At 37.3% G+C, this 18,745-nt stretch carries 17 protein-coding genes; 5 read left to right on the top strand and 12 right to left on the bottom strand.

Annotation, left to right across the window (positions count from 1 at the left end; translation table 11 throughout):
- Positions 1 to 51: 51 nt before the first annotated feature.
- From IPP32_10195 to IPP32_10185, 3 genes are all read right to left on the bottom strand, one after another.
- On the bottom strand, positions 52 to 2,142 hold the full coding sequence (locus tag IPP32_10195; protein ID MBL0048451.1) for a hypothetical protein: 2,091 nt from the start codon (positions 2,140 to 2,142) through the stop codon (positions 52 to 54).
- Between the two features lie 328 nt (positions 2,143 to 2,470).
- Entirely contained in the window at positions 2,471 to 3,217 is a 747-nt protein-coding gene (gene fabG / locus IPP32_10190) for a 3-oxoacyl-[acyl-carrier-protein] reductase (GenBank protein MBL0048450.1), read from the bottom strand.
- Positions 3,218 to 3,560: 343 nt separating this feature from the next.
- Complete coding sequence (locus IPP32_10185) at positions 3,561 to 3,884, bottom strand: septum formation initiator family protein (protein ID MBL0048449.1); 324 nt, start codon at positions 3,882 to 3,884, stop codon at positions 3,561 to 3,563.
- Positions 3,885 to 4,042: 158 nt separating this feature from the next.
- On the opposite strand from IPP32_10185, the gene IPP32_10180 reads away from it, so the two are divergent.
- Genes IPP32_10180 through IPP32_10170 form a run of 3 tightly spaced genes read left to right on the top strand, consistent with a single transcriptional unit; the run spans position 4,043 to position 5,717 of the window.
- Positions 4,043 to 4,639 carry a hypothetical protein gene (locus IPP32_10180; GenBank protein MBL0048448.1) on the top strand — a complete coding sequence of 199 codons (597 nt, stop codon included), beginning with the start codon at positions 4,043 to 4,045 and terminating at the stop codon, positions 4,637 to 4,639.
- Positions 4,636 to 5,259 carry an inorganic pyrophosphatase gene (locus tag IPP32_10175; protein MBL0048447.1) on the top strand — a complete coding sequence of 208 codons (624 nt, stop codon included), beginning with the start codon at positions 4,636 to 4,638 and terminating at the stop codon, positions 5,257 to 5,259. The genes IPP32_10180 and IPP32_10175 overlap by 4 nt, the downstream gene beginning before the upstream one ends.
- Positions 5,259 to 5,717, top strand: a complete 459-nt coding sequence (locus IPP32_10170) for a hypothetical protein (protein ID MBL0048446.1) — start codon at positions 5,259 to 5,261, stop codon at positions 5,715 to 5,717. The genes IPP32_10175 and IPP32_10170 overlap by 1 nt, the downstream gene beginning before the upstream one ends.
- Positions 5,718 to 6,110: 393 nt before the next feature.
- Here the strand turns inward: IPP32_10170 and IPP32_10165 are convergent, their stop codons facing one another.
- The 9 genes from IPP32_10165 to IPP32_10125 form a co-directional block, all read right to left on the bottom strand.
- Positions 6,111 to 6,767: a DUF4159 domain-containing protein gene (locus tag IPP32_10165; protein ID MBL0048445.1), complete on the bottom strand. Its 657-nt coding sequence runs from the start codon at positions 6,765 to 6,767 to the stop codon at positions 6,111 to 6,113.
- A 77-nt stretch (positions 6,768 to 6,844) separates the two neighbouring features.
- Complete coding sequence (locus IPP32_10160) at positions 6,845 to 11,332, bottom strand: T9SS type A sorting domain-containing protein (protein MBL0048444.1); 4,488 nt, start codon at positions 11,330 to 11,332, stop codon at positions 6,845 to 6,847.
- A 199-nt stretch (positions 11,333 to 11,531) separates the two neighbouring features.
- Positions 11,532 to 12,092, bottom strand: a complete 561-nt coding sequence (locus tag IPP32_10155; protein ID MBL0048443.1) for a GNAT family N-acetyltransferase — start codon at positions 12,090 to 12,092, stop codon at positions 11,532 to 11,534.
- Between the two features lie 8 nt (positions 12,093 to 12,100).
- Complete coding sequence (locus tag IPP32_10150; GenBank protein ID MBL0048442.1) at positions 12,101 to 12,877, bottom strand: metallophosphoesterase family protein; 777 nt, start codon at positions 12,875 to 12,877, stop codon at positions 12,101 to 12,103.
- Between the two features lie 42 nt (positions 12,878 to 12,919).
- Positions 12,920 to 13,993 carry an ACR3 family arsenite efflux transporter gene (gene arsB, locus IPP32_10145; protein MBL0048441.1) on the bottom strand — a complete coding sequence of 358 codons (1,074 nt, stop codon included), beginning with the start codon at positions 13,991 to 13,993 and terminating at the stop codon, positions 12,920 to 12,922.
- Between the two features lie 10 nt (positions 13,994 to 14,003).
- On the bottom strand, positions 14,004 to 14,468 hold the full coding sequence (locus IPP32_10140) for a hypothetical protein (protein MBL0048440.1): 465 nt from the start codon (positions 14,466 to 14,468) through the stop codon (positions 14,004 to 14,006).
- Between the two features lie 16 nt (positions 14,469 to 14,484).
- Positions 14,485 to 14,817, bottom strand: coding sequence for a winged helix-turn-helix transcriptional regulator (locus IPP32_10135; GenBank protein ID MBL0048439.1), 333 nt, complete (start codon positions 14,815 to 14,817; stop codon positions 14,485 to 14,487).
- Positions 14,818 to 15,014: 197 nt separating this feature from the next.
- Entirely contained in the window at positions 15,015 to 15,962 is a 948-nt protein-coding gene (locus IPP32_10130; GenBank protein ID MBL0048438.1) for a COX15/CtaA family protein, read from the bottom strand.
- Between the two features lie 85 nt (positions 15,963 to 16,047).
- Positions 16,048 to 17,010 carry a hypothetical protein gene (locus IPP32_10125; protein MBL0048437.1) on the bottom strand — a complete coding sequence of 321 codons (963 nt, stop codon included), beginning with the start codon at positions 17,008 to 17,010 and terminating at the stop codon, positions 16,048 to 16,050.
- A 485-nt stretch (positions 17,011 to 17,495) separates the two neighbouring features.
- Here IPP32_10125 and IPP32_10120 point away from each other — a divergent pair, with 485 nt between their 5' ends.
- Positions 17,496 to 17,882: a DUF4783 domain-containing protein gene (locus IPP32_10120; GenBank protein MBL0048436.1), complete on the top strand. Its 387-nt coding sequence runs from the start codon at positions 17,496 to 17,498 to the stop codon at positions 17,880 to 17,882.
- 5 nt (positions 17,883 to 17,887) lie between these two features.
- Positions 17,888 to 18,742 (top strand): carboxylating nicotinate-nucleotide diphosphorylase, encoded by an 855-nt coding sequence (nadC, locus tag IPP32_10115; protein ID MBL0048435.1) that lies wholly within the window; start codon positions 17,888 to 17,890, stop codon positions 18,740 to 18,742.
- Positions 18,743 to 18,745 lie beyond the last annotated feature (3 nt).

Below are 18,745 nucleotides of genomic sequence, written 5' to 3'. Positions count from 1 at the left end.
CAGAGTGGGCAAAGGAGGCGCTGAGGTCGCGGTGATTTTTTAGATGGAAATTTAATAACTTCCATTTCGCTTGCGCAGAAACCACTCCAGTGAGAGTAAAGTTAAAAGCAAAAAGAACACCCATTTGAGGTTAATTAATTCCATCAACTTTTTTTCGGAATACGATACCGGTTTGATATCTTCCCTTTGAAGCAGCTTATTTTGCAAGGCTTCGAGGTTACTTGGGTAGTACATTGCTCCATTGTGTTGTTGCGCTAAATTATAAAGTAACTGATGGTCGGCAGTGGTATTAATGGATTCTACTACCAATGGACTCACGGTGAAAATTCCACGCTGCGTCAGCAATTTTTCACCCACTTTTACACGTGCTTCATATTTGTATTCACCTACCGGAAATGCTGTTGCGCTTAGTCGATAGGCATTTGCGGTTTTGGTAAATGAAAATGGGAAACGTTTGTTGTCACCTGTAATAATTTCAATACTCACTTCCGGATCTGTAATCAATTCATAGCTGTCATTATATACCTCCGCATCAAATTGAATAATTTCATTTTCGAAGAAATTGTTTTTTGCAAGAATTCGAAATAAACTCTTGTCTACTTTCACTGATAGGTATTGAACTGTTTTATTAATGAGCTCATTAAAAATAGTATGATTATGATGCGCTTCAAAATCGGCCAAACGCCAGCGCCAAATGCCTTCTCCAGCAATCACTCCTGTCTTTCGAGAATTAACATCGGTAAACAATATCAATGGATAAGTAGTTTGAACCGTTCCAATTTTTTGGCTGATAAACGTGGTAGATGAATTATTTTGTTTGTAGTTTCCGTAAGGTGTGAGTAAGGGGGGAAGCTTTGGTATAAAATTTCGTGTTTCATCCGAAAGCGTGAATAAACTAAAAGCAGATTCGAGCATACCCTGTGATTCGTTGGCCTTTCCGCGGTTATCGCCGATTGAAAGTCCAGCACTTAGTCCATTAAATGCGTTAATGTTACTTTGATTGCCCAGTATATATAACAAGGGGACATCGCTTTTCGCCAAATCGCTAATCAACTTTGGATTTGAATTCGTTTCACTCGGTAATTGATGCAAAATAACTAAGTTATAGGTGCTAAATGAACCATTAAAATCAGCAGCCCATGCAACTGTTAGCTCATAGTTTTCATTGCTTTCAATTGCTTGCTTTAGTGCTGCAATATCGGGGTGTGGTGCAGCTGCAAGAAGCAACACCTTTTCGCGACCATCCATTACTTCAATAAAAATATCTTGCACATTGTTGCTATAGGTAACCTCACCCGGCAGCGTAGTTAGCTTAACGCGATAACGTTGCAAGCCCTTTTCAGCCGCTTTTATTTGAACAGGGATGTTACTTGTAAAACGGTCGGATGTAATTTGTAAAGCTTGCGTAAAAACCGTTTCTTCATTTTTTGTGATGCTCAATTGTACCGATTTTCCTTTGTATTGACGGGCATCTGCAGTTATTTCGACCGGAAAGGTATTGCCTAAATAGGCCATACGGTTGTGTCGCACTTTAGTTAAAACAACATCTTTTTTAACAGTGGTATCACCTAGTGCCACAGTATAAATGGGAGCTTTAATGGAAGTGGAGGCAAATACAGGATCTTCGCCTTTGTTGTACAATCCATCTGAGCAAATTACTACTGCTCCTAAATTACGATTGGAATAGCGCGTATCTATTTCATTCAAGAAAGCTGATATATCGCTTTGCTTTTCAGTAAAACTAAATGGTATTGAAGTACCCAAATTTTCGCCAAAAGAATAAGTTCTGACTTCGTATTTATTGCTAAGTGTTTGTATGAGTTGATTTAAATTTTTGCGATAATCAATACGGTAAAATGAAGAATCTTTGCCAATGACAATGGATTCGGAATTGTCTTGTGCAATAACAATAACAGGCTTTTCTACTTCTCTAAACAGTGTTTTTAGCAAGGGGGAGAGCAAAAGAAAAGCAAGGAGCGTTACGGTTGTAAATCGAAAAATAGCAAGCAGCACTTTTAACCAGGGTTTAACCTCAATTAATTTGCTTTCGCGATAGTACAGCAGCGCTGCATAAGCAAGCCCAGCAAGCACACAAAATATCGAAAACCAAAGGGGAGACTCTGTAACTAAACTAAAATTCATATAGAAAAACGTGCTTTTTGAACGATTGTTTGATTCATGACTAAGTTGCGCTTTTCATGTATCATTCAAAATTCAACCCTTCAACGCTGCTCAGGGTTAATCAAACACCAATTAAAAAATATTTAAACTAAAAAATCAAAAATTCAACACGTCTCCTTCGACTCCGCTCAGGATGACATAACAACCCAATAACCCAGTAACCCTCCTTCGACTCCGCTCAGGATGACATAACAACCCAATAACCCAGTAACCCTCCTTCGACTCCGCTCAGGATGACAAAAGATTTCAAAAAATCAAAATCAGCTAATCAACAAATCAGCTAATCAAATTAAGTCAACATTCCACCACACACGTTAATCGTTTGCCCGGTTATGTATGTACTCATATCCGAAGCTAAGAAAACGGCAAGGTTTGCCACATCGTTCACATTTCCACCTCTTTTTAAAGGTATGGCATCTCTCCATCCTTGCACTGTTTTAGCGTCCAGTACATCTGTCATTTCAGTTTCAATGAAACCCGGCGCGATGGAATTGCAGCGGATATTTCGGGATCCTAATTCAAGTGCAACAGATTTGGAGAAGCCTAATATTCCCGCCTTTGAAGCAGCGTAATTCGCTTGTCCTGCATTTCCTTTTACACCGACTACCGAACTCATATTGATAATAGAACCCGAACGTTGTTTTAACATGGGGCGTTGCACCGCTTTGGTGATGTTGAATACCGATTTCAAATTGGTACGTACTACATCGTCAAAGTTTTCTTCGCTCATACGCATTAACAAACCATCGCGTGTTATCCCTGCATTATTAACAACGGCGTCAATAGTTCCAAACTCAGCTACAACTGCTGTAATCAGGTCATCCGCCGCTTTAAAATCGGCTGCATCAGATTGATATCCTTTTGCTTTCACGCCAAAAGCTTTTAATTCTTCTTCGAGTGCTTTTCCTTTTTCAACAGAGCTCAAAAAAGTAAAGGCCACGTTGGCTCCGTTTTCAGCAAATTTAAGTGCTACAGCTCTTCCAATTCCACGTGACGCACCTGTGATAAGCGCATTTTTTCCTGCTAATAGTTTCATATGATTGGTATAAAAATTAGGTTTTCAAAGATAGAAGAATTTTGAATTGAGCCGAGTGTTAAAGATTGTTGTAATTCAGCTGGTAGTTTAGTTGCACATCCCATTTCAAATAACTTAGCTTATTTGTTGCAATTTCTAAACTCTTGTTTCATCATTTTGATTAAAAATCAAAATGATTTGAAAGCCTGTAAACTTAATTTATGACGATAAACTAATTCAGTCAGATGAAGGAAATAGATTTTTATAGAATTCGCTATGCTAGCAATTAGCTTGTTTTTAAGTAAACAATAACATTCTATAGGAATGTGTTTAATCCTTTTAAAAAATTTTAAATTAAGGCCAATTAATTGCTAGCGGTAGAATCGGCTGCGGATTTATCGATGATTAAAAAAACATCTTCATTGTCTTTTTTCATCAGGTATTTTTCACGTGCAAATTTTTCGAGACTTTGCGCATTGGTTTGCAGCTCATTTATTTCCTCTTGATTTTTACGGATTTCTTCGGTGTAATATTGTTTGTCTTTTTCGAGCTGCTTGAGCGCTTGACGGGAATGATATTGGCTCACCAAATCGTATTTGTCGAAAAAAGCAATCCACACCACCACACCTATTATGGTGAGAATGTATTTGTTTTTAAGGTAAGGAAGTAATTTTTTGGCCGTTTTCATTTCGGTTCAAAGTTAGCTATCATTAAGGGCCTGAAAATATTTTTTCTAGGATTATAGTAACACAAGGATGTTAAAAAGTGCTTTTGCCGAAATAAGTAAAGGGTATGCTTACTATTGCTTACTTTGCACTGTTTTAAGAACTATTTTTGTGTTGACTGATGATTTTAAAAAAGTTTTTTCTTTTAAATTTTGTATTACTTCAATTTGCAAGTCTTTTAGCTTGCGATTGTAAGCAACAAAGCCCGCTTACCATTGTGGAGTGTATTAAGTTTGATGCCATTTTGCAGTGTAAAATTGATTCTGTTTCTTCCTGTAACACAAGGAGCATAGCATATACTCAGGTAATTGAAGTATATAAAGGAGTGCAACATGGCGCCGTTCAATTGAGTTTTGATTGCAGTTCATCTTGCCAAATGAGTTTTGCGAAAGGGGAACGTTGGTTGGTGTATGGAAAATTAAATGCACTCCATCAATTGGAAGTAAATTTCTGTGACCGAAACAGAAAATATTTTGCAGCTGCAAAGGATGATTATTTTGCCGTGAATACAGGTTTATCTTTTGAGGATGAAATTGCGTATCTGAAAAAAAATATAGGATTTAAAGTCAAGAATGCGCAACACCCTTCCGGCAAATCCATTGATATTACACAACGCGAAAATGCACTGGGCTCGGGCGGAAACAATCTTTTACTTTTGCTTGCTTCTTTAATTTTCTTTTTGATAATTTATGTTGTTGTTACAAAAAAAATAAAATGATAAATCAATTTAAAGCACACCCATGGCATGGCATCCCTTCCGGGGATAAAATTCCGGAGATTGTAACGGCTTTTATAGAAATTGTTCCTTCCGATACAGTGAAGTATGAAGTAGATAAGGCTACAGGATTTTTGAAAGTGGATCGACCACAAAAATTCAGCAACATTATTCCGGCATTGTATGGCTTTATTCCACAGACGTATTGCGGTAAAAAAACGGCTGAATATTCTTCTCAAAAAAGTGGAGTAATTTCCCTCAAAGGCGATGGCGATCCTTTGGATATTTGTGTGCTCAGCGAACGTAACATAACACATGGGGATATTATTTTACCGGCCATACCCATCGGGGGTTTTCGCATGATTGATAAAGGAGAGGCAGATGATAAAATTATTGCCGTAATGGCCAACGATGAAGTGTACCGCGAATGGAAAGATATTGAAGACTGCCCGGATGCCATTGTGCAACGCTTAAAACACTATTTCCTCACCTATAAAAATATGCCCGGAATTGAAAATCGGGTTATAGAAATAACGCAAACCTACGGCCGACAAGAAGCTCATGAAGTGATTATGCGCAGTTGCGAAGATTATAAGTTGGAAATTTTACAAAACAAGAGCTAATGGATTTAGCTCTTTTAAAGGTTAAAATATATGCGGCATGTTTGAACTATTTAAATTTAAAAATAAACCAATTTGAAGCGTCTTTATTGGATTTAACGCAAGGCGCTCAAAACGATTCAAAAAGTTCATCCGGCGATAAGCACGAAACCGCAAGAGCCATGATGCAAATTGAATACGAAAAAATTGGCAATCAACTAAAAGAAGCCAAGATGCAGAAGGAAGAGTTGGAGCGCATAAATCCTGAAAGTAGTTCAAAGAAAATAACAAAAGGTAGCCTCATAAAAACAAACAAAGGGTTTTTATTTTTAAGTGTTGGAATCGGAAAGTTAAGTGTGGAAAGTAGCGAGGTAATTATTCTTTCACCTCAATCCCCTCTAGGAATAAAACTTCAAAATTTAAGTCTTGGTAATAGTTCGGAAATGAACGGAACAACCTATACCATCGAAGCAATCAGCTAAGCCAAATCAGTTTCCCAAAACACAAATTCAAAACTCAAAATTCAACAAGTCTCCTTCGACTTCGCTCAGGATGAAACTAGATAGAACAATTCAACAAGTCTCCTTCGACTCCGCTCAGGATGACACTAGATATAGAACAATTCAACAAGTCTCCTTCGACTTCGCTAAGGATGACACTAGAATAGAACAATTCAACGAGTCTCCTTCGACTTCGCTCAGGATGACACTGGAATAGAACAATTCAACAAGTCTCCTTCGACTCCGCTCAGGATGACACTTGAATAGAACAATTCAACATTCAACAAGTCTCCTTCGACTTCGCTCAGGATGACACTTGAATAGAACAATTCAACAAATCAACAATTCCTAATTCCTTAATCCCAAATCCTTAATCTACTTCGTCAAAGCATATTGCACCAAATTGGCTCCCATCTTTAAGGCTTTTTGACGTGCTTCGGGAGAATCTTTATGCACTTCATAATCTTCCCAACCATCGCCCAAATCACATTCGTAATCGTAAAAGCACACAAGCCTACCTTCGTAAATTAATCCAAAACCTTGTGAAACGGTTCCATCGTGTTCGTGTATTTTTGGTAAGCCGTTCGAGAAATCAAATTTTTGATGATAGATGGGATGATTAAAAGGAAGCTCTACTAAATCTACTTCAGGAAAAACTTTTTTTAATTGGTTGCGGATAAATTTATCCATCCCATAATTGTCGCTTATGTGCAAAAAACCTCCGCCAATTAAGTAATTCCGCAAGTTTTCAGTTTCAGCAGGCGAAAAAACAACGTTGCCATGCCCGGTCATGTGTACAAAAGGATAATTAAAAAGTTCAGGACTTCCTACATCAACAACTGCCTGCTCCGGACTAAAATTAGTTTTTAAATTGTCGTTGCAAAAGCGAATGAGGTTGGGAAGCGATGTCTCTAAATTCGCATACCAATCGCCTCCGCCATTGTATTTAAGCAAAGCAATTTGGTAGGAAGGTGCAGCAGGTGTAAACGCACACAGCACAGTTAAAAGAACAAGAGCAACTAATTTTTTCATACTTGGGAATGGAACTCAAAAGTAAAAAAAATCCCCGACGGCTTGCTGTCGAGGATTTTTAAAAAGGATAAAAAATGTTAGTGCGCCAATACAATTTTCTTGAGCACTGTTTTTCCGTTCGCACTCAAACGATAAAAATAAATGCCATCGGCTAAATTTGATCCATCAAAAATTTCTTGATGCGAACCTGCACTAAGCTCTTTATTTAATAAGGTTGCAACGCGTTCGCCCATAAAATTAAATAACTCTAAATTAACTTGTGAATCCTGATTTAATTGAAACAAAATTTCTGTTATACCGGAAAAAGGATTGGGTTGTGCACTACTGTTAAATGCATCAGTGGTATTTTCATTGCCTAATGGAGTGCTTGTTTCGCGATAGTTTACACTTGCATTTTTATTGTAAAGTACTTTACCATTGTTATCCCAATTTCCTCTGTCGAAGGTTAAAACATTTCCACTTTCGTCTTGCACCACAATACTGCTAAGGCTTTGACCATTATCCACAATTAAGCTAAAATCGTTATCAAGGGGTAAACTGGAGTTGGAAATAGTAATCGTTAAATTGCTTCCACTTAAGCTGGTTGTATAACTCACTTCCGCTCTGTTTCTCCAATAATCACCAAAACCTTCAATCGATTTATATACAATTCCGGTGGGCAATTGATTGATAAAACTTTGTTCAGCAAGGAATTTAAAATTTTTGGTAGGATGTATAAGAACGGTCGTTGGAGCGTTGTTTGCATGGTTTTTATAATAGACATTTTTCCATGCGGTAACCAAGGTTGGATAGTTTAACGAATCCAACGTATAATCACGCACCACATCCGAATTGGTTAAGGGAATTTCTAAAATATTCGTTAGTGGCGCGTCAAAGTCTTGATACTCGTGTAACAAAAACGGGAAGTTACTTAGAACATCACAAGCGGTATTTGATGAGCTATATTCATAACCCAAGTTCCCTAAGGTTTCTGTTTGTTTTGGGTGTATCAATAAAAATCCAGGTCTAAAGGTTCGCACCGATGCGCCTATATCAGTATTTAATAAGTCTTTTGATACTTCTAATTCTCCATACAAAGTAGCACCCACAGTAGAACCTCCCATGTTGCTGGGCTGGTAGCTTGTTTTGGTATTTCCGGGTGCTCCCAAGAGTACCACATTTGAATCACTCATATCGTTAAAGTGTCCCACGGAGTGGCTTGCAATACGGTGCCCCTTAGATATTAGTGCAGACATCTCAGCAATGTAAGGATCATAAAAATTACTCACATTTAAATCGTGCGTATAATGCGCAGTTATAAAATAAGTGGAACGAATGCCCATATTTTTTTCATAATCGGCAAAGGTGTTCATTAATGCCATGGAAGTTGCAGCATCAATATCATGCGTCATTATTAAAGTTGACTTACTATTTTTAGGACTTGTATGTTTCCACACGCCTTTAGGAATATGGTTGGTGTAGATTCCACGTATCAAAAAAGAAAGCACATCGGTACTGGGCTCAAATGCATTGGTATAATCGCGTTGGGCTTCAAAGTCTTTATTCAATTGGTTGCGCAAAATCATTTCTTTGTAAGAAATTCCAAATGCGTAGGCAAAGCCGGTTCCATAGGCATTTTTAGTAAGCGCAACGCTTCCATCGTCATAATGCGCCAATGCACTAGCCCCATTTAAGGTAAAGCTGCGCGAATCAATAACATTCGCTAATTGAAGATTACCGAGCGATATTGTTTTTTCGAGCGAATCATCAAACCATTTCAAGCAAGGGTCGCCACCCGCTGTATTCCATGTTAATGTATGCCGTGTAGTTTTGCTTAGATATCCCGAAATTCCAAAGGAGGTATAAAAATCACTTTCCTTTAACCTCGAAAATACAACCACACCGCCACTTTTTATATAGTTTTTAATAATCGTTCTTTCATCCGAAACCAATACACCGCCTTCCACAGTGGAAGTTCCAACAATCATTTTATAATTTTGTGCTTCCACACAACTTGTAGTTACCACATAAGGAATACCGGCTACTTCGAGCATGTATTTTAAACTGTATAAATTTGCTTTACTGTATTCTTTATTTTGAATACTTAAATCCAAAATGCACAATTCGCGCTTACGAGCTGCCGGAACAATGCTAACGACCACTGTGTTAGAATTCGTAATTTGAGGCATGGTACAAGTGTTTGAGGAGGTAATTCTACAATAAATATTATCCCCATTTGCTAACACTTCATTCACATAAGTGGAGGTATTATTTCCTACCATAACACCATTTTTAAACCATTGGTATTTTGGATTTGTGCCGCCGTTGTTACTACTTGCAGTGAACATTGCTGTGTTGCCGCTCATAACAGTTGTAATTCCACTTAATGTTGCAATGTGATTAGCAGGGCCAACATTAATTGAAACACCATCAGATTCAACTGTTGGAGTGGTTACACAGTTAAGGTTTGAAATTAGTTTGCAGGTAACTTCATCATTATTATTTAAAGTAGTTGAACTGTAATTTCCAGTGGTGGTGGTTTTGTAAGAGCCGTTTATATACCACTTAAATGTTGGTGCTGATCCCCCGTTCGTAAACACAGGAGTGAAGGTGACATTAGTGCCCTGACAAATGCTCGTAGCGCTTGCAGAGATTGCTATTGTGGGTGTAGCCAAAGCTCCATTAACAGCTATACTTATGGAATTTGATACGACACTTATTGAAGCAACACAGGCCAAACTCGAAGTAAGGCTACAAGTTATTGAATCACCATTAAATAAGGTTGAAGTTGTAAAAGTGCCGGTATTGGTCGCTGCAAGAACATTGTTTACGAACCATTTATAAGTGGGAGAGCTTCCTTGATTTGTGGCAATTGGTGTAAATGTAACCGCTTCACCTTGGCAAATACTCGTTTTACTAGCGTTTATCGATAGCGTAGGAGTTACCAGCGTTCCGGTAACAGCAACACTAATTAAATTTGAACTTACAGAAGTTTGACTCACACAAGTGGACGAAGGAATCATTATACAGGAAATCACATCGTTATTGTTCAAGGTGGTACTCGTAAAAGTGCCTGAATTGCTAGCTGTTAGAATTGAATTTATGTACCATTTATAAGTAGGAGCTGAGCCCCCATTTGTGGAGCTAGGTGTAAAGGTAACAGGGGTGCCATAACAAAAACTAATTGAACTCGCACTAATACTTAAGCTGGGAGTTTGCACCGTTCCTCCAACAGACATGCTTATGGAATTAGATGTTTTTGTAGTAAGTGAAGCACAAGATAGACTTGAAGTCATCACGCATTTAACAATATCATTGTTGTTAAGTGCGGTGGTAGTATAAATGGTGGAATTTGTAGTTTTTAAAGTGTTATTGACGTACCATTTATAAAATCCGCTTGGCCCCATATAAGTAGAAGTTGGCGTAAAGGTTACCATACTTCCTTGGCAAATACTTGTGCTGCTTGCAGCAATGGATATAGTGGGAGCAACCGATGAAGGATAAACAGTGGTCGCTATATTGTTGGAACTTACAGTACTTTGACTCACACAAGTCAAATTGGAGCTCATGGTACAATACACCACATCTCCATTTGCTAAATTACTGACTGAATAATTGCCGTTGTTGGTACTTTTTAAGACATTGTTGAGGTACCATTTATAGGTGGGAGCACTTCCACCATTTACCGGTGATGGCGTAAAAGTTACATTTGTTCCAGGGCAAATGGCACTAAGGTTTGAGCTTATGCTAACGCTTGGAGTCGCGGAAACATTACTAACGGCAATAGTTATATTATTTGAAGAAACAACTGCAGGACTAGCACAAGCAAGATTAGAAGTTAAGACACAGCTTACCACATCCCCATTCGAGAAAGCTGAATAGGAAAAGGCGCCCAAACTCCCATTTTGAAGCACATTATTAATGTACCATTTATATGCAGGAGCAGTTCCACCGTTGCTTACCGAAGTTGTAAAAAATACGGTTGCTCCGGCACAAATTGAAGTGCTGTTGGCGGTAATAGAAATAGCGGGAATTGCCATTGAACTCCCTGTTAAAGTGCGATTCCCAATTGGATTATTGTCAATTGGAGTATAATTGCCCGCTCCAAGTCCATTTATTACAAGTGAATTTGGAACAACAAAGGCATCTAAAACATCGGTACCGCAGGGACTGTTGGCAGAAATATCATACACCAATATCAAATACCTAGGGTTGATTCCCAAATTACTTAGATTAAAATTAAAAGTGATGTTTCCATTTGGATTTGAAATACTATCCAATCGAATAGCTCCTGTTAACGAATTGGAGGTATTATAGTACAATTTTGCTTTGCTCACATCTGCATTATTGGTATTAGCCATTGTAAATGCAATGGAGGTCATGCCCCATTTTCCGGTGCTTGTGGCGGTAGCCTCTAATTTAAGATAGAGGATGCTCTGATTTTTAGCATTGTTCACCAAAGCACCACTCGTTTGGTAGGCAGTAGCTTTACTAAATTGCGCTGCTGACGCATTTTTTATGTCAGCTATTGCGCATGATATGAGAACAAAAAGAAATTGAAAAAATACGTGATTTATGCGCTTCATAAATGGTTTATCAAAAAAAAATAAGAATATCGTTTTGCGACATTCTTACTCTATACTCATTAAGGGAAGGTAAAGTTACAAAAAAGTGCTGTGGATGGAAAGCATAAAGTCCCCAATGGGAAAAAAATAGAGCTGAATGGTATCGTGGAAAATTGTTTAACTATGCTTGTTTTCAAGCAAAATATGCCATAAATGAGGCTTATCTTAATGTTGAAAGTGCATTTTTATTCCAATCTTTTTTCAAAAGCGAATAAAGATTTAAGTCATGAAACTCATCCCTTATTTTTTCGGCTGAACGTAAATTGCCTTCGAACGTAAACCCCAATTTTTTAGGAATATTTTGACTTTTTATGTTTTTAACCGCACATTTTATTTCGAGGCGATTAAGCTCACACGCTTCAAAGGCAAATGTAATTAGGCGTTCACAAGATTTCTTTATTAGTCCTTTGCCTTGCTGTGATTCCGCTAGCCAATATCCAATTTCTGCCAGTTGATTCGAGTTATCTATTTTATATAAGCCTATTCGGCCCACCATTATATTGTTTAGGAAAATTGCAAATGCTTGCTCCGTCTTTTCATTGTTTTTTTGAATAGATTTTGAAATAAAATTTTCAATAAAATCAATCCCCTTCATTTGCTGTATCCATGGCATCCATTCACCTAAATAAGCGCTATTTAAGTCAGCAAGTGCATACAATTCGCCGGCATGCTTTAACTCTAATCTTTCCAAATAAAGGCTAGCATCAACAGTTAACTTCATACTCGTATTTAAAATGCATTTCTCAACATGGCAGCATAGTCATTGGGTAAAATGCTGTTTTCAATGGCAGTAGCAGCCTTTTCAACATCATAATCCACCCGCACGAATTCCACCGCAATACTTTCTTTATCGAAAATAGAACTTTTTTCAGACAATGTAATGATTGCATAACAAGCTCGCGGATCACCATCCTTTGGTTTTCCGATGGAGCCAATGTTTATGGCATGTCTGTAAGCTTTAATACCCTCTTTCTCATATGCTAAAATTCGGTGATACGGTTTGTGGGTATGACCAAAAAATAACATATCGGCTGCTGCATGATCAAGGATGCGCAACAAACTTTTTTCGTCGCGATCTTCAAACAAATATTCATTTATTTTTCGAGGACTTCCATGCACCATTAGCAAGGAAAGGTTATGTTCATTTAACTGATAATCTAATCGAATATGGGAAGCTAAATTTCGAAGATAGTTGCGTTCAGCTGGCTCAATAATTTTATTTGTGAAAGAAATGGACTGTTTTCCCATTTCCTTTTCTTCGTCTGTTTTATAAGCACAACCACATTCATCGGATGTTCTGCCGATTCCAAAATCATAATTTCCGGCAATGGTGGGAATACCTCTTTTTTTGATTTCTCGTACCACTTCATTGGGCCAAATGTTATACCCCACTAAATCACCTAAGCAATATACAGCATCAACATCTTTTTTTTCGAGGTCTTTAAAAAAGGCTTCCAGAGCAGGAAGATTTGCATGAATATCGCTGAACAATGCAATTTTACTCATATTAATTAATTTGTTGCGTATTACTATTTAATAATTATGACTTTATACACTTTCGTGTAGATAATATTTTTTGCGAAACCAAAATGCCACATTAACTAATGCAATTAATGCAGGCACTTCCACCAAGGGACCAATAACCCCTGCAAATGCTTCTCCACTGTTGATTCCAAAAACGCCAATGGCAACTGCTATTGCCAATTCAAAATTATTACCTGTTGCTGTAAAGGCAATAGTCGTGCTCTTTGAATAATCGGCTCCGAAATATTTTCCAACAAAAAAACTAAATACAAACATGAGCACAAAATAAATAAGCAATGGCACAGCTATTCTAAACACATCTAAAGGGATTTGCACAATTAATTCGCCTTTAAGGCTAAACATTAGAATGATGGTAAAAAGCAATGCGATTAAGGTAACGGGCGAAATTAGCGGGACAAATTTTGTTTGAAACCAATGCTCACCCTTAATGCGAAGTAAAGAATATCGTGTTATAATGCCCATGGCAAAAGGGATGCCCAAATAAATGCCCACACTTTTTGCAATTTGAGCTATGCTAATACTTACCTCAAATCCTTTCAGTCCAAAATAGGGTGGAAGCAAAGTGATAAATACATAGGCATACAGGCTAAAAAAAAGCACCTGAAAAATACTGTTCAAAGCAACTAGTCCGGCTGCATATTCACGATTCCCGTCAGCTAAATCGTTCCACACCACAACCATCGCAATGCAACGGGCCAAGCCAATAAGGATTAATCCCACCATATATTCAGGATAATTGCTGAGAAAAATAAGTGCAAGTACAAACATTAAAATTGGACCCACAATCCAATTTAAAAAAAGGGAAGCACCCAGAATTTTTTTATTCTTAAATACTTCCCCAATTTGTTCATATTTTACCTTTGCCAAAGGTGGATACATCATTAATATGAGTCCAATGGCCAGCGGTATATTGGTTGTTCCATCCGAAAATGAATTGATCAAAACACTGCTAGCAGGAATAAAATATCCAATACCAACACCGAGCGCCATCGCCATGAAAATCCATAGCGTTAAATAACGATCTAGAAAGCTAAGTTTTTTTCGTTCCACTGCAGGAGCACAATTTAAAGTCGACATGCATTAATTTCTAGCAGCAACCACCACCCGGCTTGCAAGTAGATTGTGCGATTTCACCAATTTTTACTTTCATTTTATCTTGAGGTATTCCGCAACTATCGCTGGCTAAACAAGCAGTTTGGGTTGAAATTAAAACGAAGTTAGTGCCGTTGTATTCCAAGGCATATTTACCAATTGTATCACTTTGGTATTCTACTTCAATTTCGGCATCTTGTAATCCGAGTTTTTCTTCCGAAAGTTTTATAATGTTGAGCAATTTTGCGGGCTTTAAACGGTGGTCGAAATCATTGGCGTCCCACAATTGAAAATTTACCTTTTTTTCGGTACGGATAACTCCACCACAGTCTATAAAATGTTTTGTAATCATGCCTACCTCAGTAACATGAAAATGCGCAGGAACTGCTGTTCCATTAGCTAGCATAAAAGCCACATTATCTAATGATGGCAAAATTTTTTTAATTTCTTCGAGTCTCATTTTTTTTGATTTTTGGTTAACAACAGTTTTTGTTTTTCGTTTCAAGTCGTATGGCCAGTGAAGCAAAATAGTCTTTTACTTTATTTAAAACAGTTTCATCAATACAATAGCAAATTGAATTTCCTTCGATCGAACCTTTAATTAAACCCGCTGTTTTAAGTTCCTTTAAATGCTGCGATACCGTTGGTTGTGCTAAGGGAAGTTCATTCACAATATCGCCACAAATGCAGGCATCCACCTTTAATAAATATTCAATTATCGCAATTCTTGCCGGATGACCCAATGCCTTGACAAGTGTTGAGATTTCGTTTTGTTTTTTTGTAAAATGATCTGTTTTGCTCGCTCCCATATTTTATTTTAATATTGCAATATTACGATAAAGATAAATATGCACAAAATTTATTTTGTTAAAATTTTTAAAGTATTGATTTTAGGAGCTTAGAGAGGGATTTTAAAAACTGGTAAGGGTTGTCTTTTAGAGAAATAATCTAATCAGTGATGGAAGCACATTATCACCTAAATTGGAAGAATGCTTTTACCGAAAAATTAATTTTTATGGCTTGTAACCAGCAACAATTTAAATTGCACCCCAAATAACAAACTGGCAAATAAGAGGTGAGCCGGTTGCAAGGCTGCAGGAAATGCAAAATGGCTAAGAATAAAACCAATCAGCAATTCACCAGTAAGCAGCAATCCCAAGTAATACGACTGTTGTTTGATTTTTTCGGAATGTTTCGAAATCTTAAGCAATTGCATAATAATCCAGGCATTTAATGCCAACACGAGTATCGAAAAACTTCGGTGAATAATAAAGACAGTAGAAAGCTTTTCTGTCCAGCTTTCTCGTTGCGTGTGTTCCAGCGCCTTTGAAATAACATCTACTTCTTGCCTAACCTGTGTTCCCAACATTACTTGAATAACAGTAAAACCTAAGGCCAGCATTAAATAGGCACGCACTTTTGAATCGTCTTTCGAAAGTGATTCTTTAGGCGAAACCAAATCATAAATATAAATAAGCAAAGCCAGCAATACCAGCGCAGCAATCATGTGAATGGTAATTTTAACCGGAGCCAAATTAGAGGCAACCACCAAACTCCCCAACCAGGCTTGAAACCCCACCAAAATAAAAGCTAGCAAAGTGAGGGCAAAAATTTTTGAATTTGTTTTTCTAAGTCTAAAAGCTGCAATCAGACTCATAAAAATAACAATGCCTAATACTGCGCCAAACAAACGGTTTACATATTCCACCCAAGTATGATAGGCATCGAAACCGGTATCGGCATAGCCACGATGTGCATACGTTTCTTGATAATTGGATGGTAATTGTGAAACATCGGTTGGCGGAATCCACATTCCAAAACATTTTGGCCAATCGGGGCAACCCATACCGGATTGAGTAGTGCGAACTACAGCTCCGGCAAGTATTACAAGATAGGTAAGTAAAATAGTGAGGTAAAGGAGAACTCTAAATCGTGCAACACTTTTTGCCGTCATAAATCGAAAAAATAAACCGCAAAATTAAAAAAGTATCGCGTTTAATGCTATTTATTTCTCCACTAATTAATGTTTCCCCCAATGCTTATAATGGACGTGCTCTTCGTGCCCAACTTTGACAAAATAATTGATATCCAATGATACGAATATTGTCTTTACCTGTAAATGTAGTGGCATTGTGTTGCGTAATTATTGAATTGTAAGCATCGGCAAAACTGTGGTTTTGACCCATTGCATCAAAATAATCATATGCAAAGGTTTGTTCAATGCTAAACAATACAACAATATCAATGATTTTATTTTGTTTCAATGCTTCTTGTCCTAAAAAGGCTAAACGCGATTGGATGTAACTAAAGTTAGGAGATGACCAGTAATCATGCAGTAGAATGCGGTCGGTAGTAGAAACCATTTTCGCAGCTTGTGTTATTTCTTTATTCGATGGATTTTGAAACCATCCGAAATAAAACTCACTTGTGATTTTTGGACTAGCAGCATGTGCCGTGGTATACATAGTATTCAGATTTTTATACCAATCGCCAAAAGTGTTGGTAGCTCCCGCATTCCAATATTCATTTTCCAGATTAAATACGTTAAATCGTTCCATTGTATCGATTCTAGACTTATTGTAAGTAGAAGTTGAACCGGTAAATTGTGATCCTAAACTACGCACCGCCGCAACTTGTTTAATACCATATTGGGTGCGGGCTTTTTTTATAAACTTGGCCAATTTCGGGAAGTTAGACGATTTTAATAACAGTGCTTTGGTATCGTATAAACTTATCGCGTTAAGCGACTCTTTCTTACACCATCTCAAAAGTGGATTTTCCATGGCGGTATCTCCAATAATCCAATCAAAGCTGTCGATATACACACCTTTATAGGTTGGTGTAGTGAGTATGCGATAAGTATTTTGACTTTGATCCGGACTCACATTTAGTGATTCATCTGAATCTTTTTTACAGCCTTCAAAAATGGAGACCAATATGGCAATAGCCAAAAAGTATTTCAAAAAACGGCTTGGATAAAATTTTTGATTAGTGTTTTTCATTTTTTTAGGGTTTGTGTGTTATTTTCAACGCTTAGTCGATAATTTAACATGGTGTTAACTAATTGTGAATCAAATGTAAACTCAAATGCCACTAGGTAGAAACTAAAATCGCCAAGCAAGGAATATATTTAACTGAATGGAAAAAGAATGGGTATTTTTACAAAAATTGCTCACCATCCTATTTTTAAAAGTTTCTGAAAATTAACCACCATGGACACAAAGCAGCACAAGGGACACAAAGGTTACCCTTTAATTTTATTTACTTGTGTGCTTCGTGTTTTTCTTAGTGTACGTAGTGGTTTAATTTTTTAATTATTTAAGGTTATTTCATAGAGTTTTATTAAAAATATGGGTAGTTGATTTACTTAGTTGTAAAATCGGATTTCCGAATTAAATTAATTAGATATTTGGCAGCACAGAAATAGAACACTAATTTTGTATGGCTTAGTTTTTGCCTTTAGCAGTGATAATCTAATAAACAAAAAATGAAAAAGTATTTTTACTTTACCAGCATTGGTTTTTTTCTGCTAGCAACTACAGTACTGGCAGATACTGCGCAAGATATAAATGCAGCTTTGCGTTCGGGAAATTTTAAAGTGATATCCTCCTTATTTAATGCTTCTGTTGAATTAAACTTACCCGGAAACGAAGGATTATACAGTAAAGCCCAAGCAGAACTTATCTTAAAAGATTTTTTTCAAAAGAATATACCAAAAAATTTTACTGCCAAACACGGTGGCGAATCTAAGGATGGTGCAAAGTTTAACATTGGCAACTTAGAAACCAGTACCGGAAATTTTCGAACGTATTTCTTTCTTAAGAAGGAGGGTGATGTGTTGATGATAAAAGAATTACGAATCGAAAAAGAATAACCCGCATGCAGGCTGATTACACTAAACAATTACAAGACTTTATTAGCAGGTCACTTACCGAAGATGTGGGTGACGGTGATCACACATCCTTAGCCTGCATTCCTAAAAGCGCGATTTCAAAAGCACACTTACTGGTAAAAGAAGATGGAATCCTAGCAGGAGTGGAAGTAGCCTTAGCAATATTTAAGCAAGTAGATGCAACTTTGCAGGTAGAGGTTTACTTAAAAGATGGAGCTTCAATAAAAAAAGGAGATATAGTTTTAATTGTTGAAGGCAGCGCCCAATCCATTCTTACTGCTGAACGATTGGTCTTAAATTGCATGCAACGCATGAGTGGAATAGCCACTGCAACCAATAAAATTACCCACCTGCTTAGCGGATTAAAAACCACTGTTTTAGATACCCGTAAAACCACACCAGGAATGCGCTTGTTGGAGAAGTGGGCAGTAAAAATTGGTGGCGGCGCAAATCATCGTTTCGGCTTGTATGACATGATTATGATTAAAGACAATCATGTGGATTATGCCGGTGGGATTGAAAAAGCGATATTGGCCGCGAATTCTTACTTGGTAAAAAATCAATTAAAACTTAAAATTGAAATTGAAACCCGCAATTTAAAAGAGGTGCAAGAAGTACTTCAAATTGGAAAGGTGAATCGCATAATGTTAGATAATTTTTCACTTGCGGATTTGAAGCAAGCGGTTGAAATGATTCAAGGAAAGTATGAAACCGAAGCGAGTGGTGGAATTACATTCGAAACCATCCGTGCTTATGCCGAATGTGGGGTTGATTTTATTTCGGTGGGTGCTTTAACGCATTCCGTTAAAAGCCTCGATTTGAGCTTAAAAGCGATTAAGTAAAAA

The sequence above is a fragment of the Bacteroidota bacterium genome (genome assembly GCA_016721765.1).
Taxonomy (GTDB): Bacteria; Bacteroidota; Bacteroidia; order UBA4408; family UBA4408; genus UBA4408.
Note: the sequence above shows the minus strand (reverse complement) of the source record. Positions and strands in the feature narration are given on the sequence as shown.